This is a genomic window from Ralstonia insidiosa (assembly GCF_008801405.1).
Taxonomy (GTDB): domain Bacteria; phylum Pseudomonadota; class Gammaproteobacteria; order Burkholderiales; family Burkholderiaceae; genus Ralstonia; species Ralstonia insidiosa.
This window is the reverse complement of sequence record NZ_VZPV01000001.1, coordinates 3,073,566-3,089,483: the sequence shown is the minus strand read 5'-3', so window position 1 is coordinate 3,089,483 and position 15,918 is coordinate 3,073,566. Positions and strand designations below refer to the sequence as shown.

Annotated in this window: 16 protein-coding genes; 11 read left to right on the top strand and 5 right to left on the bottom strand. The window is 61.8% G+C overall.

Annotation, left to right across the window (positions count from 1 at the left end; genetic code table 11):
• Window positions 1–23: 23 nt before the first annotated feature.
• The 4 genes from F7R11_RS14660 (at window position 24) to nadC (ending at window position 5,177) form a co-directional block, all read left to right on the top strand.
• A complete protein-coding gene (locus F7R11_RS14660; RefSeq protein WP_064804687.1) occupies window positions 24–1,388 on the top strand; it encodes a mechanosensitive ion channel family protein in 1,365 nt (454 codons plus the stop codon).
• A gap of 368 nt (window positions 1,389–1,756) precedes the next feature.
• Window positions 1,757–2,947, top strand: coding sequence for a DesA family fatty acid desaturase (locus F7R11_RS14655; protein WP_064804685.1), 1,191 nt, complete (start codon window positions 1,757–1,759; stop codon window positions 2,945–2,947).
• A gap of 191 nt (window positions 2,948–3,138) precedes the next feature.
• On the top strand, window positions 3,139–4,287 hold the full coding sequence (nadA, locus tag F7R11_RS14650; protein ID WP_064806398.1) for a quinolinate synthase NadA: 1,149 nt from the start codon (window positions 3,139–3,141) through the stop codon (window positions 4,285–4,287).
• Window positions 4,284–5,177 carry a carboxylating nicotinate-nucleotide diphosphorylase gene (gene nadC / locus F7R11_RS14645; RefSeq protein WP_064804681.1) on the top strand — a complete coding sequence of 298 codons (894 nt, stop codon included), beginning with the start codon at window positions 4,284–4,286 and terminating at the stop codon, window positions 5,175–5,177. Before nadA ends, nadC begins: the two co-directional genes overlap by 4 nt.
• Here the strand turns inward: nadC and nadB are convergent, their stop codons facing one another.
• The 4 genes from nadB to radC all read right to left on the bottom strand — a co-directional run bounded on the left by nadB (window position 5,178) and on the right by radC (window position 8,254).
• Window positions 5,178–6,779: an L-aspartate oxidase gene (gene nadB, locus F7R11_RS14640; RefSeq protein ID WP_064804679.1), complete on the bottom strand. Its 1,602-nt coding sequence runs from the start codon at window positions 6,777–6,779 to the stop codon at window positions 5,178–5,180.
• A 190-nt stretch (window positions 6,780–6,969) separates the two neighbouring features.
• Window positions 6,970–7,140, bottom strand: coding sequence for a 50S ribosomal protein L33 (gene rpmG, locus F7R11_RS14635; protein ID WP_003262397.1), 171 nt, complete (start codon window positions 7,138–7,140; stop codon window positions 6,970–6,972).
• Between the two features lie 14 nt (window positions 7,141–7,154).
• On the bottom strand, window positions 7,155–7,388 hold the full coding sequence (gene rpmB / locus F7R11_RS14630; RefSeq protein WP_004631999.1) for a 50S ribosomal protein L28: 234 nt from the start codon (window positions 7,386–7,388) through the stop codon (window positions 7,155–7,157).
• 191 nt (window positions 7,389–7,579) lie between these two features.
• The gene (gene radC, locus F7R11_RS14625; RefSeq protein ID WP_064804677.1) at window positions 7,580–8,254 is read right to left on the bottom strand and encodes a RadC family protein; all 675 of its coding nucleotides are present in this window, start codon (window positions 8,252–8,254) and stop codon (window positions 7,580–7,582) included.
• Window positions 8,255–8,381: 127 nt separating this feature from the next.
• Between radC and F7R11_RS14620 the strand changes: the two genes are divergently transcribed.
• The 7 genes from F7R11_RS14620 (at window position 8,382) to F7R11_RS14590 (ending at window position 15,335) form a co-directional block, all read left to right on the top strand.
• On the top strand, window positions 8,382–8,861 hold the full coding sequence (locus F7R11_RS14620) for an FKBP-type peptidyl-prolyl cis-trans isomerase (protein ID WP_064804675.1): 480 nt from the start codon (window positions 8,382–8,384) through the stop codon (window positions 8,859–8,861).
• A complete protein-coding gene (gene ispH / locus F7R11_RS14615) occupies window positions 8,861–9,835 on the top strand; it encodes a 4-hydroxy-3-methylbut-2-enyl diphosphate reductase (RefSeq protein ID WP_064804673.1) in 975 nt (324 codons plus the stop codon). Before F7R11_RS14620 ends, ispH begins: the two co-directional genes overlap by 1 nt.
• A gap of 464 nt (window positions 9,836–10,299) precedes the next feature.
• Window positions 10,300–11,508 (top strand): branched-chain amino acid ABC transporter substrate-binding protein, encoded by a 1,209-nt coding sequence (locus F7R11_RS14610; RefSeq protein ID WP_021195704.1) that lies wholly within the window; start codon window positions 10,300–10,302, stop codon window positions 11,506–11,508.
• Between the two features lie 230 nt (window positions 11,509–11,738).
• A complete protein-coding gene (locus tag F7R11_RS14605) occupies window positions 11,739–12,674 on the top strand; it encodes a branched-chain amino acid ABC transporter permease (RefSeq protein ID WP_021195703.1) in 936 nt (311 codons plus the stop codon).
• A 10-nt stretch (window positions 12,675–12,684) separates the two neighbouring features.
• On the top strand, window positions 12,685–13,812 hold the full coding sequence (locus tag F7R11_RS14600) for an ABC transporter permease subunit (RefSeq protein ID WP_031329605.1): 1,128 nt from the start codon (window positions 12,685–12,687) through the stop codon (window positions 13,810–13,812).
• Between the two features lie 13 nt (window positions 13,813–13,825).
• A complete protein-coding gene (locus F7R11_RS14595) occupies window positions 13,826–14,602 on the top strand; it encodes an ABC transporter ATP-binding protein (protein ID WP_021195701.1) in 777 nt (258 codons plus the stop codon).
• Window positions 14,603–14,618: 16 nt separating this feature from the next.
• Complete coding sequence (locus F7R11_RS14590; protein ID WP_031329604.1) at window positions 14,619–15,335, top strand: ABC transporter ATP-binding protein; 717 nt, start codon at window positions 14,619–14,621, stop codon at window positions 15,333–15,335.
• Between the two features lie 67 nt (window positions 15,336–15,402).
• Here the strand turns inward: F7R11_RS14590 and F7R11_RS14585 are convergent, their stop codons facing one another.
• Complete coding sequence (locus F7R11_RS14585; RefSeq protein ID WP_064804671.1) at window positions 15,403–15,879, bottom strand: GNAT family N-acetyltransferase; 477 nt, start codon at window positions 15,877–15,879, stop codon at window positions 15,403–15,405.
• Window positions 15,880–15,918 lie beyond the last annotated feature (39 nt).

Sequence of the window (15,918 nt, the reverse complement as noted above, 5' to 3'; positions counted from 1 at the left end):
GCACCCGGTAATCGACGTCTCGGATGAACGAACTGCCTCTGAACCACATCGCACTGGGCCACATGATCGGCGACATCGTCTCCGATCTGGGCGGCCCGCGCTTCATCTGGCAGCTGGGCGTGCTTGTGCTGCTGCTGGGCGCGGCCTGGCTGATGGCGCGGCCCATCGCGCGGCGCCTGCATGCCAGCCACGTGAATGAAACCTTCGCGCTGCGCTTCGCGTGGTCGAGCCTGGAGCGGGCGATGTTCCCGCTGATTGGCTGGCTGCTGGTGCTTGGGGCGCGCTATGCGCTGGTCGGGGTCATGCCGATCAGCGTGTTCCGGCTGGCGGCGGTGCCGCTGTTCGGCCTGACGATGCTGTACCTCACGTTTTACGTGCTGCGCCGCGTGCTGTCGGCCAATGGCGAACTGCACGGCATGCTGGTGCTGGTTCAGCGCGTGCTGACCACCTTGATGTGGATCGGCATGGTGCTCTACGTGCTGGGCGTGCTGGGTGACGTGATCGATTATCTGGACGGCATCCGGTTCGCGATCGGCGGCAAGCAGAAGGTGAGCCTCGCGGCCATGCTGATGGGTGTGGTGTGGATTCTGCTCACCGTGCTGATCGCAATGTGGTTCGGCTCGTGGCTGGATAACCGTATCACGCGCGCCAAGGCCATCGACGCCAACCTGAAGGTGGTGCTCTCGCGCGTGGCCAAGGCGGTGCTGCTGCTGGTGTCGCTGCTGCTGAGCCTGTCGCTGGTGGGGATCGACCTGACGGTGCTGTCGGTGTTTGGCGGCGCGCTGGGTGTGGGCCTGGGCTTCGGCTTGCAGAAGATCGCCAGCAACTACGTCTCGGGCTTCATCATTCTGCTGGAGCGCTCGCTCAAGCTGGGCGATCAGATCACGGTCAGCACCTATACCGGCATCGTCACGCAAATCCGCACGCGCTACACCGTGGTGCGCAACGGCGACGGCGACACGCTGGTGCCGAACGAGCTGATGGTTGCGCAGGCGGTGCAGAACCATAACGAGCGCGGCACGGTGCGTGTGGCGGTGCGGGTCCAAGCGTCGTATGCGGCGGATCCGGAAGTGGTGCTCGCGCTGCTCGTGCAATGCGCCGAGGGTGTTCCGCGCGTGCTGACCGAACCGGCCCCTGCCGCCTTCATGGCCTTGTTTGCCGACAGCGGCATCGAGTATGAGTTGGGTGTATGGATCAATGACCCGCACAACGGCAAGCTGGGCGTGCAGTCCGGCTTGAACCGCGCCATCTATCGCCGCTTCAAGGAGGCGGGGATCGAGATTCCGTATCCGCAGCGCGAAGTGCGTGTGCTGGGGCCGCTGGCGCTGCAGCAAGGTGCTTCAGGTGATGTGGGCGCCCCATCTGTTGATCCATCTGCGCCGGCTTGATGATTAGCACAGCGCCGTCAGGAACGATGTCCGTTTGTTTTGGGTCAAACTGACGGTTTTCCCTCATGGAATAGAGGGGGTATTCGGTTAAAATGCCGGCTGCTCCCACAAAGGATCAGACGGCACCGTCGCAGTGTTTTACTTGCGGCAAAGCGCCGCAAACCGCTTGCATTGCGCTGGGGCGGAGGTCACATGACCGGCGACGGAACGCTCGCCGATGTGACGCGCAAGCCGGGTGCCAACACCCGATTCCCCGCCAAGACGACCCCACTGTTGCAACGCTGCGACAGCGGATGGCCTCAAGAGGCAGCAACGTCGCTTTCGACCTAGGCTGCTTTGATCACCCCGAGTTGACCACGGAGAACACTTTGATCGACTCCTTTTTGAATTTCCTTGCCAACGGCACCCTGGATTGGGCTTGGTGGCAAATCCTGATTTTCACGCTGGTGGTGACGCATATCACCATCGCCGCTGTCACGATTTTCCTGCACCGCTGTATGGCGCACCGTGCGCTGGATCTGCATCCGATTCCCGCGCACTTCTTCCGCTTCTGGCTGTGGTTGACGACCGGTATGGTCACGCGTGAATGGACTGCCATCCACCGCAAGCACCACGCCAAGTGCGAAACCGAAGACGATCCGCACAGCCCGCAAACGCGCGGCATCCGCAAGGTGCTGCTGGAAGGCGCCGAGCTGTATCGCGCTGAGGCCAAGAACCAGGAAACAATCCAGAAGTTCAGCCACGGCACGCCGGACGACTGGATCGAGCGCAACCTGTATTCCAAGTTCACCTGGCAAGGCGTTGGCCTGATGCTGATCCTGGACGTGCTGATGTTCGGCGCGGTCGGTCTGACCGTGTGGGCCGTGCAGATGCTGTGGATCCCGATCAATGCTGCCGGCATCATCAATGGACTGGGCCACTACTGGGGCTATCGCAACTTCGACTGCGAAGACGCCTCGACCAACGTGTCGCCGTGGGGCCTGATCATCGGTGGTGAAGAGCTGCACAACAATCACCACACGTACGCCACGTCGGCCAAGTTCTCGGTCAAGTGGTACGAGTTCGACATCGGTTGGGGCTACATCCGCGCGCTGGAGATCGTTGGCCTGGCCAAGGTCAAAAAGGTGGCGCCTAAAGCACGCTTTGTGGATGCGAAGCCGGTTGACCAGAACACGCTGGAAGCCATCATCGCCAACCGCTACGACGTGATGGCCCGCTACGCCAAGACTGTCAAAGCGGCTTACCGTCAGGAACTGGCCAAGCTGAAGGAATCGCGCGACGTCGAATACCGTGCGCTGAAGCCGGCCCGCAAGTGGTTCCACCGCGATGAAACCAAGCTGGGCGCGCCGCAGCGCGAGCAGCTCTCGCAAATCGTGTCGGATCACTCGTCGCTGCACACCTTTGTTGAGATGCGCCGCGAGCTGGGCGCTCTTTGGGGGCGTTCGAACGCCACGCGTGAGCAACTGCTGCACCAACTGCAGGACTGGTGCAAGCGCGCCGAGGAAAGCGGTATCCACGCACTGCAGGAATTTGCCCTGCGCCTGCGTCGCTACGCCTGAGTTTCCTGTTTCATAGGTGAAGCCCCGCTCCGCAGCGGGGCTTTTCTTTTGGGTAAACTGCGTTCAATCACACGTTCAAAAGGCCGCACGAATCGCCCACGAGAGCGCATCGCGGCACGTGTCCTCCTCACACGCCGTCCGTTTCATTGCCACGCCACCTGCGCGGCGCCCTGCCGGACGGGGAGATCATCATGGAAGCCCACATCAAGACGGTTGAATTCGATCGCCCGGACATGCTCACCGATGAGCAGTCCGGCGCCAGCTGCGTCGCCCATGCCTGGGCCAAGGTACCGCCTGTGTTGTCGCGCGAGGAGCGCGATGAACTGAAGGCCCGCATCAAACGGCTGCTCAAGGAGCGCGAGGCTGTGCTGGTCGCGCATTACTACGTGGATGCCGATCTGCAGGACCTGGCCGAGGAAACCGGCGGTTGCGTGTCGGATTCGCTGGAGATGGCGCGCTTTGGTCGCGACCATTCGGCCAAGACGCTGGTGGTGGCGGGTGTGCGCTTCATGGGCGAGACCGCCAAGATCCTCAGTCCGGAAAAGACCGTGCTGATGCCGGATCTGGATGCGACCTGCTCGCTCGATCTGGGCTGTCCGCCGGATGAGTTCGCGGCATTTTGCGATGCGCATCCGGATCGCACCGTGGTCGTCTATGCCAACACCAGTGCCGCCGTGAAGGCGCGTGCGGACTGGATGGTGACGTCCTCCATCGGCCTGAAGATCGTGAAGCACCTGCATGAGCAGGGAAAGAAGATCCTCTGGGCACCGGACCGCCATCTTGGCAGCTACATCCAGCAGCAGACTGGCGCCGACATGCTCATGTGGCAGGGCTCGTGCCTGGTGCATGACGAGTTCAAGAGTGTCGAGTTGGACTTGCTGCGCGCCGAGCACCCGAACGCGAAGATCCTCGTGCATCCAGAATCGCCTGCCTCGGTGGTGGCGCAGGCGGACGTGGTGGGCTCGACCTCGCAGCTGATTGCGGCGGCACAGTCGCTGTCGGCGCAAGAGTTCATCGTCGCGACCGACAACGGCATCCTGCACAAGATGCGCATGGCTGCGCCAGGTAAGCGCTTCATCGAAGCACCGACCGCCGGCAATAGCGCCACTTGCAAGAGCTGCGCGCATTGCCCGTGGATGGCGATGAATGCGCTCACGAACCTGGCCGAGGTACTGGAAACCGGCCGCAACGAAATTCACGTCGATCCAGTGATCGGCAAACAGGCTGTGGTCTGTATTGACCGCATGCTTGATTTCTCCGCACGTGAGAAGGCCGCGGTCCGACCGCAGGGTGATCTGGCGGCCAACGCACAGCTCTTTCAAGGAATTGGCCCGGCATGACGGCGACTCAGATGAACGTGAACGCCGCACAGGCGATTTTCGATAGTTTTGGCCCGGCGCTGCGTGAAGCGCTGGCCGCTAACGTGGCCGCCGCCATTGCCGAGGACGTCGGTACGGGGGATCGCACGGGCTTGCTGGTTCCTGCCGATCGCCATGCGCGCGCACGCGTGATCGTGCGTGAAGACGCCGTGCTGTGCGGCACGCCTTGGTTTGACGCCTGCATGCGCGCGGTGGATCCGTCGCTGCGCGTGACGTGGCAGCAGCAGGAGGGCGACCGCATGGCGCCCGATTCGGTGGTGTGCGAGATCGACGGTCCGGCGCGTTCGCTGCTGACTGCCGAGCGCCCGTCGCTGAATTTCCTGCAGTTACTCTCTGGCGTGGCGACCGCAACAGCGCGCTATGCCGATGTCATTGCCGGTACGCGCGCTCGCGTGCTCGATACACGCAAGACGATGCCCGGTCTGCGCCTGGCGCAGAAGTACGCCGTGCGCATCGGTGGGGGCGAGAACCAGCGCCTGGCGCTGTACGACGGCATCCTCATCAAGGAAAACCACATCGCTGCGGCGGGTGGCGTGACGGCGGCCCTGCGTGCAGCGCAGGCACTGAACACCGGGGTGTCGATTCAGGTTGAGGTGGAAACGCTCGCGCAGCTGGATGAAGCGCTGGCGGCCGGCGCCACGTCCGTGCTGCTTGATAACTTCGACACGCCCGCCATGCGGGAGGCCGTGCGCGTGACAGCGGGCAGGGCGCTGCTGGAGGTGTCCGGCGGCGTGAACATCGATACGATCCGCGCATTTGCCGAGACGGGCGTGGACCGCATCTCCGTCGGCGCGCTCACGAAGGACGTGCGCGCCACCGACTACTCCCTGCGTATCGTCGAGTCAGTCTGACTAGTTCCTACGGGCGATCTGTCGATGGGTCGGCTGCATGACCGTCGGCAGTGCCTTGGGTAGTGTCTCGGGGTAGTCGCGCGAGAAATGCAGGCCGCGGCTCTCGTGCCTTGACAGCGCGCCATCGACGATCAGCGAGGCCACCTCGACGAGGTTGCGCAGTTCCAGCAGATCGTGGCTCACACGGAAATTCTTGTAGTACTCGGCAATCTCTTCGCGCAGCAGTGCAATGCGATGCTGCGCGCGTTCGAGCCGCTTGTTCGTGCGCACGATGCCGACGTAGTTCCACATCATGCGGCGCAGTTCGTCCCAGTTGTGCGAGACAACGACTTCTTCATCGGCGTCCGTCACGCGGCTCTCATCCCACGCCGGCATCTGGATGGCAGTTGGCTTTGACTGGGGTTGCGCGAGGATGTCTTCCGCCGCACCGCGCCCGATCACCATGCATTCCAGCAGCGAATTGCTCGCCAGCCGGTTGGCGCCGTGCAGGCCTGTGTAGGCCGTTTCTCCCACGGCGTACAGGCCGGTGATGTCTGTACGGCCAATGTGATCGGTCACCACGCCGCCGCATGTGTAGTGCGCGGCGGGCACCACCGGAATCGGCTGGCGCGTGATGTCGATGCCCAGCTCCAGGCAGCGCGCCAGGATGGTTGGGAAATGTTCCTGGAGGAATTCGGGGCTCTGGTGGCTGATGTCGAGGTACACACAGTCTAGGCCGCGCTTCTTCATCTCAAAGTCGATGGCGCGGGCAACGATGTCGCGCGGAGCCAGTTCGGCGCGTTCATCGTGCGCGGGCATGAAGCGTGTGCCATCCGGCAGGATCAGCTTGCCGCCCTCACCACGCACGGCTTCGGTAATCAAGAAGGATTTGGCGAACGGGTGGTAGAGGCAGGTCGGGTGGAACTGGATGAACTCCATGTTCGCTACGCGGCAGCCCGCGCGCCACGCCATGGCGATGCCGTCGCCGCTGGCCGTATCCGGGTTCGTCGTATAAAGGTAGACCTTGCCCGCACCGCCGGTGGCCATCACGGTCTGGCTGGCGGTAAGCGTTTTGACTCGCCCGCTCTTGCAGTCGAGCACGTACAGACCGTGGCAATGCATACCTGGTCGGCCCAGCTTTGCATCGGTAATCAGGTCGATCGCAAAGTGGTCTTCCAGTAGCGTGATGTTCGGGTGATTGCGGACTTTTTCCACCAGCGTCGTCACCACGGCGTGGCCGGTCGCATCGGCTGCGTGGATGATGCGTCGATGGCGGTGGCCGCCTTCGCGCGTGAGGTGGAAGCCGAGTTCAGCCTGCTCGTCACGCGTGAACGGCACGCCGTGTCCGATCAACCATTCGATGGCTGAGCGCCCGTTCTCGATGATGTAGCGCGTGGCAGCCTCGTCGCATAGGCCAGCACCGGCGATGAGCGTGTCGTCGACGTGCTCGTCATGGCTGTCGCCCGAATCGAGCACGGCGGCAATGCCACCCTGCGCCCAATCGCTGGCGCCTTCCGGCAGGCTGCGTTTGCTGATGACGACCACACGGCGGTGATCGGCGAGGTGCAGGGCGACGGTCAGGCCCGCCAGGCCGCTGCCGACAACGGCAACATCGAAATTCATGGGAGACGCGAGACGCTGGGCAGACGCGGCTGCGGACCGGGGCAAGCCCTAGCACAGTCGCGTGTCAATCGGAAAGAGAAGCAGTGTACACCGCGCCTTGCGCTAAACGACAGGCAACAAAAAACCCGCCTTGAAGCGGGTTTTTGCTGTCGGTCATGCCGACGGAAACAAGACAATGCAATCGCGAGGATTACTTAATCTTGGTTTCCTTGTAAGCGACGTGCTTGCGGGCGACGGGATCGAACTTCATGATCTCCATCTTTTCCGGCTTGGTGCGCTTGTTCTTGGTGGTCGTGTAGAAATGACCCGTACCTGCGGTCGATTCCAGCTTGATCTTGTCGCGTCCGCCTTTGCTGGCCATGATTTAACTCCTAATTAGACTTCGCCGCGTGCGCGCAGATCTACGAGCACTTCGTCGATGCCTTTTTTATCGATCAGGCGCAGACCGGCGTTCGAGACGCGCAGGCTCACCCAGCGGTTTTCGGATTCGACCCAGAAGCGGCGGTTCTGCAGGTTCGGCAGAAAACGGCGCTTGGTCTTGTTGTTTGCGTGGGAAACGTTATTGCCGACCATCGGCGCTTTCCCGGTCACTTGACAGACGCGTGCCATGGAGCACTCCTAACTAAATACGTTGGCTACAGTTTGCGACCGGGCGCTTTTGGCCAGACCTTGACCAAACCAAGCGCAGCGCCACTGTAGAGGTGGGACTTCAGCGAAACGCGGATTATACACACAAAACGGCTGGCAAATCAACGAGATCAGTGGATTGCCGTTGTGCAACCTGCGAGCCGGCGTCAGCGCTACATCTTGCCGTGTTCCAGAAAGCCATAGACCGTGGTGCGGCCGACGATCATGTGATCCAGAACGATCACGTCAAGCAACGCCAGCGCGCGGCATAGCTCGCGGGTCAGGACGATGTCGGATTCGCTGGGTTCGGCGTGGCCGGTTGGGTGGTTGTGGGCCAGGATGACGGCTGCCGCATTGTGATGCAGAGCGCGCTTGGCGATCTCGCGGGGGTAGACGCGTGCCTCGGTCAGCGTGCCACGGAAAAGCTCCTCCCACGCAATCAGCCGGTGCCGCACGTCCAGAAACAGACAGGCGAAGACTTCGTGTGGGCGGTGGCCGAGCGACAGTCGCAGGAAATCCTTCACGCTTTGTGGGGAATCGAAGGTCTGGCCATGAGTGATGTCTTCTTTGAGTGCACGCCGGGCAACTTCCAGCAACGCATGCAATTGAGCGTATTTGGCCGGCCCCATGCCGTTGATCGACGAGAACTCCTGTTGCGAGGCGTGGCACAGCCGCCCGAGCGAGCCGAAATGCGCCAGCAGTTCGCGCGCCAGGTCGACGGCGCTTTTGCCGGGCATGCCCACGCGCAGGAAGATGGCCAGCAGTTCCGCATCGGACAGTGCTGCGGGACCGTGGGCGAGCAGTTTTTCGCGTGGCCGCTCGTGGACGGGCCAGTCGACAATTGCCATATAGATAGTGTTAGGGGGAGGGCGTTGATTGCCCGCGCGCGGCCCGTGTGGAGCAGGCGCCGCGCCAGCGCCCGAGAGGAGGGCTGACGTACAATAACGGGTTACTTTTTGGTCAAGCAGGTTGAGCGTGCAAGATTTGACGAATCAGGCGTCGGCAAGCGGCGCAGGCAAGGTAGTTGGGGCGGATTCCTATTTGACGCTGCACTACCGCGTCGCCCTGGAGAACGATACGGACGTCGTTACCACCTTTGGTGACAAGCCTGCGACGCTGCTGCTCGGTCAGGGGCAACTGGCACCGACGCTGGAGCAGGCGCTGTTCGGTATGCGCGAGGGCGAGCGCACGACGTTCCGCCTGGCGCCCGAGCATGCATTCGGCCCGCGCAATCCGGAGCTGCTGCAGCGCGTGTCGCTGGCGACGCTGCGTGAGAACTCCTCGTTTGAAGAGGATTACCAGCCGGGCGACCTTGTCGAATTCAACGCGCCGAGCGGTGGTAAATACGCCGGCGTACTCAAAGAGATTGGCGAGACCTCCGCGCTGTTCGATTTCAACCACCCGCTGGCTGGGCAGACCATCCTGTTTGAAGTCCAGCTGATCGGCATTCTGTAATGAGCACCACCATGAACACCCCGGTCGACCCAGTCACCCAGATCGATGCTGAGGTTCTGCTCGCGCAGCCGCGTGGCTTCTGTGCTGGCGTGGACCGCGCCATCGAGATCGTCGAGCGTGCGTTGCAGCTGTTTGGCGCGCCCATCTACGTGCGCCACGAGATCGTGCACAACGCCTATGTGGTGAGCGATCTGCGCAACAAGGGTGCGGTGTTCGTGCAGGAGCTGGACGATGTGCCGGTGGGCGGCACGGTCATCTTCAGCGCGCATGGCGTGTCCCGCGCAGTGCGCGAGGCGGCAGAGGCGCGCGGTCTGCGTGTGTTCGATGCGACCTGCCCTCTGGTGACCAAGGTGCACGTCGAGGTTTCGAAGATGCGCTCACAGGGCTTCGAGATCATCATGATCGGCCACAAGGGGCACCCCGAAGTGGAGGGCACCATGGGCCAGGCCAACGACGGCATGCTGCTTGTTGAATCCGTCGATGACGTGGCGCATCTCGCGGTGAAGGACCCGACGCGACTGGCCTATGTCACGCAGACCACGCTGTCGGTGGATGAGACGCAGGAGATCGTGGCCGCCATCAAGTCGCGCTTTCCTGCCGTGAACGAACCCAAGAAGCAGGACATCTGCTATGCCACGCAGAACCGCCAGGACGCTGTGAAGTTCATGGCGCCGCAGGTGGAGGTGGTCATCGTGGTGGGTAGCCCGAACAGCTCTAACTCGAATCGCCTGCGCGAACTGGCCGAGAAGCTCGGCGTGCCTGCCTATATGGTGGATACACCCGAGCAGGTGAAGCCCGAGTGGGTGGCCGGCAAGCGCCGCGTGGGCCTGACGGCGGGCGCTTCGGCACCGGAAGAGCTCGCGCAGTCGATCGTCGATCGGCTCAAGGTGCTGGGTGCGCGCACCGTGCGTCCGCTCGAGGGCATTCAAGAAAACATGTCCTTCCCTCTTCCGAGGGGACTTCAAATCAATTGAAGTCGATTATGTAAATGCCCACTTAATTGCGGGGAATGCGCGCACAAAAGCGGTGCGCCCTAATGCGGTGCATAAAGCGCTTTTGACATGCGAACGGCCACTCAAACTGGAGTGGCCGTTTTGTTTTGTGCATCGCAAAAACGGCTTCAATGCCTGTAAAGCCTTGATTTGCCGTGCGGATCGCCCGCCAAGCCGCGCCGGTACAGGGTTTCCCCTACTCTGGCATGCTTCTTGATATATCTGCCTGCCATTCGCGAATGCCTGCGCGAAATGACGCCTGTTTGGGCATTGGGGAAAGCCCGTAAAGCGGCGTAGTTACTGTAAAAATCGTTGTTGCGACGCGTATTGCATCCGCAAAAAAAGGGGATACAATTCGCGCGTTTCAAATTGAAACAATCGGCGCAGGGGGAGCGGCCGGGAGGCAGGACGCTCTTCTTGCTCTTGCGAGATCTAGGAGATCACTCATGCAAATCAAGTTTGCCAAAGTTCTGCCGCTTGCGGCTGCCGTGGCACTCGTAGCAGCTTGCGGTAAGAACGAGGAAAAGCCCGCAGACCAAGCTGCTGCACCTGCAGCAACGTCGGCTCCGGCCGCTGCTGCTGGCGGCGGCGAGACCGTCGTCAAGATCGGTCACGCGGCTCCGCTCACGGGCGGTATTGCTCACCTTGGCAAAGACAACGAAAACGGTGCACGCCTGGCCGTTGAAGAAGCCAACAAGGAAGGCCTGACCATCGACGGCAAGAAGATCAAGCTGGAACTGGTCGGTGAAGACGATGCGGGCGACCCGAAGACCGGCACCGCCGTGGCGCAGAAGCTGGTTGACGAGCACGTTGTTGCCATCGTTGGCCACCTGAACTCAGGTGTTTCGATCCCGGCGTCCAAGATCTACAGCGATGCAGGCATCGTGCAGATCTCGCCGTCGTCGACCAACCCCGACTACACCAAGCAAGGCTTCAAGACGACCTACCGCGTGGTTGCGACCGACGCGCAGCAAGGTCCGGCACTGGCCAACTACGCCGCGAAGACCCTGGGCGCGAAGACCGTGGCCATCGTTGACGATGCCACTGCCTACGGTAAGGGCCTGGCCGACGAGTTCGAGAAGACCGCGAAGGCCGACGGCGTGAACGTGGTGGCACGTGAAGCCACCAACGACAAGGCCACCGACTTCAAGGCCATTCTGACCAAGATCAAGGGCAAGAAGCCGGACGTGATCATGTACGGCGGTATGGATGCCACCGGCGGTCCTTTCGCCAAGCAAGCCAAGGAACTGGGCATCACGGCCAAGATCGTTGGCGGCGACGGCGTGTGTACCGACAAGGTTGCTGAACTGGCGGGCGACGCCATCGACAACATCGTCTGCTCGGAAGCAGGCCTGGCGCTGTCGAAGATGGAAAAGGGCGCGGACTTCGACAAGAAGTACCAAGACCGTTTCCACACGCCGGTGCAGATCTACGCACCGTTCACGTATGACGCTGTCAACGTGATCATCGACGCGATGAAGCGTGCCAACTCGACCGATGCGGCCAAGATCCTGGCTGCCATGCCGGCAACCAACTACAACGGCGTGATCGGCAACATCTCGTTTGACGAGAAGGGTGACCTGAAGCAAGGCTCCATCACCCTGTACAACTACAAGGACAAGAAGAAGACCGTCCTTGACGTTGTGAAGATGTAATCAGTAATCGAAGGGCGATTCTCATTACGATTTGCCCTTAAAAACGGCACCGCGCATACCCTTGCGGTGCCGTTTTTTATAGCCTCGCCAGTGAAACAAGGCCCTCACCATGGGCGTGTCGGCAGGCCGCTTACCAGCAACCTCACCTTACCCATCCGATTGATCGCATACCTTGCGGGCACGCCATCCCGTCGCCTACAACAAAGCAAGGCATAGCAGGAGCTGTTCTCATGGATATCTTTATCCAGCAGATCGTGAACGGTCTGGTGCTCGGCAGCATTTACGCGCTGATCGCACTGGGCTACACCATGGTCTACGGTATTCTCGGCATCATCAACTTCGCCCACGGCGATGTCCTGATGGTCGGTGCAATGTCTGCCCTGACTGCCATCAACTTCCTCCAGAAGTACTTCCCCAATCTGCCTGACTGGCTCACGCTTGTCATTGCGCTGCTGTTTGCAATGCCGGTCTGTGCCATCGTGGCGTACACCATCGAACGGGTTGCCTACCGGCCGCTGCGCAATGCGCCGCGTCTGGCACCGCTGATCACCGCCATCGGCGTGTCGATCGTGCTGCAGACCCTGGCGATGATGATCTGGTCGCGTAACCCGCTGACCTTCCCGCAACTGCTGCCCTCGAACCCGATCGACATCGGCTCTACGGGCGCGACCATCACCGGCAAGGAAATCGTCATCATCGTGGTGGCTATCCTGGTGATGATCGGGCTGATCCTGCTGGTCAACCGCACCAAGCTCGGCCGCGCCATGCGCGCTACCGCCGAGAACCAGCGTGTGGCAGGCCTGATGGGCGTCAATCCGAACTTCGTGATCTCCGCCACGTTCATGATCGGCGCTGCCCTGGCAGCCGTCGCAGGCGTGATGATGGCGACCAACTACGGCAACGCTCACTTCTACATGGGCTTCATCCCCGGTCTGAAGGCGTTTACCGCCGCAGTGCTGGGCGGCATCGGCAACCTGGCGGGCGCCATGGTTGGCGGCATGCTGCTGGGCCTGATCGAGGCATTGGGTGCCGGCTACATTGGGGATCTGACTGGCGGTGTGTTCGGTTCGAACTACCAGGATGTGTTCGCGTTCATCGTGCTGATTGGCGTGCTGCTGTTCCGCCCGTCCGGCATCATGGGCGAACGCGTTGCGGACCGCGCATAAGGGGAGCGCCATGACAGAAAACTTCAAAGCGCCGATGAAGACGCGCGCCGCGCTCTACGGCTTCCTGATCCTCGCGATCTTTGCGCCGTTCATCGTGGGTGCCGCAGGTGGCAACTACTGGGTGCGCGTGCTGGACTTCGCACTGCTGTACATCATGCTGGCCCTGGGCCTGAACATCGTGGTGGGCTTTGCCGGCCTGCTCGATCTGGGCTACATCGCGTTCTACGCGGTGGGTGCCTACATGATGGCGTTGCTGGGTTCGCCGCACCTGTCCAACCAGTTTGAGTGGATCCACAACCTGTTTCCCAATGGGCTGCACCTCATCGTCTGGTGGGTGATCCCGCTGGGTGCCGGGCTGGCGGCGTTGTTCGGCATCTTGCTGGGCACGCCGGTGCTGAAGCTGCGCGGTGACTATCTCGCCATCGTGACGCTGGGCTTTGGTGAAATCATCCGGATCTTCATGAACAACCTCGACCGCCCGGTGAACATCACCAACGGTCCGAAGGGCATCAACCTGATCGAGCCGGTCAAGATCTTCGGGTTCGACTTCTCGAAGCGCCATGACTTCTTCGGCATCCGCTTCGACTCGGTCTACATGTACTACTACCTGTTCGTGCTCCTGGCCGCGATCATCATCATCGTGTGCCTGCGGTTGCAGAACTCGCGTATCGGTCGTGCATGGGTGGCGCTGCGTGAAGATGAAATCGCTGCCAAAGCGATGGGCATCAACACCCGCAACATCAAGCTGCTGGCCTTTGCGATGGGCGCGTCGTTCGGTGGCGTGTCGGGGGCGATGTTCGCGTCGTTCCAGGGCTTTGTGTCACCGGAATCGTTCGTGCTGTGGGAGTCGATCTACATTCTGGCGATCGTGGTGCTGGGCGGCATGGGCCATATCCCGGGCGTGATCCTGGGCGGCATCTTGCTGGTGGGTTTCCAGGAGTTGCTGCGTGCGTTGGCCGAGCCGGTACAGAACAAGCTGTTCGGCCATGTGATCGTGGAAGCGGAAGTGCTGCGTCAGTTGCTGTTCGGCCTGGCGATGGTCGGGGTGATGCTGTATCGCCCGTCGGGCCTGTGGCCCTCGCCGCGCAAGGAAGACCGTCCGCAAAAGCAGCGGGCCGGTGGACTGTCCCGTATCTGATGGAGGCACGCACATGAGCAATAACAACGTCCTCCTCTCGATCCGAGGAGTGCAGAAGCGTTTCGGCGGCCTGCAAGCGCTGTCCGACGTGAGCCTGGAAATTCGCGAAGGCGAAATCTACGGTCTGATCGGCCCGAACGGTGCCGGCAAGACCACGTTCTTCAACGTCATCACGGGCCTGTACACGCCCGACGCCGGCGAGTTCGTGCTGGGCGGTACACCCTACCAGCCGACCGCCGTGCATGAAGTGGCCAAGGCCGGTATCGCCCGTACGTTCCAGAACATCCGCCTGTTTGGCGACATGACTGCGGCGGAAAACGTCATGGTCGGCCGCCACGTGCGTACCAAGGCCGGCCTGATCGGCGCAGTGTTCCGCACGAAGTCCGCACGTGAGGAAGAAGCCTCCATCGAAGACTGGGCGCACGACCTGCTGGAGTATGTCGGTATTGGCAAGTACGCCAACTACACGGCGCGCAACCTGTCGTATGGTCACCAGCGTCGTCTGGAGATCGCGCGCGCCCTGGCCACGCAGCCCAAGCTGCTGGCCCTGGACGAACCGGCTGCCGGCATGAACGCCACGGAAAAGGTGGAACTCCGTGGCCTACTCGACAAGATCCGTTCCGACGGTAAAACCATCCTGCTGATCGAACACGACGTGAAGCTGGTGATGGGCCTGTGCAACCGCCTGACCGTGCTGGACTACGGCAAGGTGATCGCGCAAGGCCTGCCGCAGGAAGTGCAGAGCAACCCGGCCGTGATCGAGGCCTACCTCGGCGCATCGGCGCACTGATGCGGAGGAACGGAATATGAAACCAGTAATGTTGAAGATCGACGGCCTGAAGGTCGCCTACGGCGGCATCCAGGCAGTCAAGGGCGTGGATCTGGAGATTCGCGAAGGTGAGTTGGTCACGCTGATCGGTGCCAACGGCGCCGGCAAGACGACCACCATGAAGGCCATCACCGGCCTGCAGGGTTGGGCCGCCGGCGACGTGCAGTATCTGGGCAAGTCCATCAAGGGCGTGCCGAGCTACAACCTGCTCAAGCAGGGCCTGGCGATGGTGCCGGAAGGCCGCGGCGTGTTTGCGCGCATGACCATCGTCGAGAACCTGCAGATGGGTGCCTTCACGCGCAACGACGAGGCGCAGATCAAGGCCGACATCGACCGCATGTTCGGCATCTTCCCGCGCCTGAAAGAGCGAGCCAACCAGCTGGCCGGCACGATGTCGGGCGGCGAGCAGCAGATGCTGGCCATGGCGCGTGCGCTGATGAGCCAACCGAAGTTGCTGCTGCTGGACGAGCCGTCGATGGGTCTCTCGCCGATCATGGTGGAGAAGATCTTCGAGGTTGTGCGCGATATCTCGTCGCAAGGCGTGACCGTGCTGCTCGTTGAGCAGAACGCACGCCTGGCACTGCAGGCAGCACACCGCGGCTACGTGATGGACTCCGGTCTCATCACCATGAGCGGTGATGCCAAGCAGATGCTGGACGACCCGAAGGTGCGTGCCGCCTACCTGGGCGAATAAGCATCTCGCAGTGCCATGAGAAAGCCCCGCAACTGCGGGGCTTTTTCTTTGGCGTGTGCCCTACGTTTCAGGTGGCTGCCGTCTTGTAGATGTTCGGCCGATGCAACTGCATGAAGCCGATCCCCTCGGGCACATCGGTAAATCCATGCTTGCGATAGAGCCAGTCGGCACCCGTGGTGACCAGCACCGTGCGGCGCAGGCTCTGCAGTTCGGGGTGCTCACGCAGGAAATCCATCAGCGCGTGCGAGACACCCTTGCCGCGCCACTCGGGCAGTACGAACACGTCGCACAGGTAGGCGAACGTCGCGCGGTCGGTGATGGCGCGTGCGAAGCCTACGAGCTCACCGTGCGTGCCGTTGTCGTCCAGGCAGTAGGCGGCAAAGCACAGCGAATTGGCGATCGATCGGTCGAACACGTCGCGCGGCAGGCTATGGGCCCAATGCGTTTCCTGGGAGAGAAAACCGTAGATCTGGTCCAGCGGGAGCCACGCGGAATCGTCAGACAAAACGATCCCCGTGGCCGGAACAACATGCGTTGCGGCCATGGCAAACCTCAGGGTGGGAAACAGCGGAGGAGGGCGACG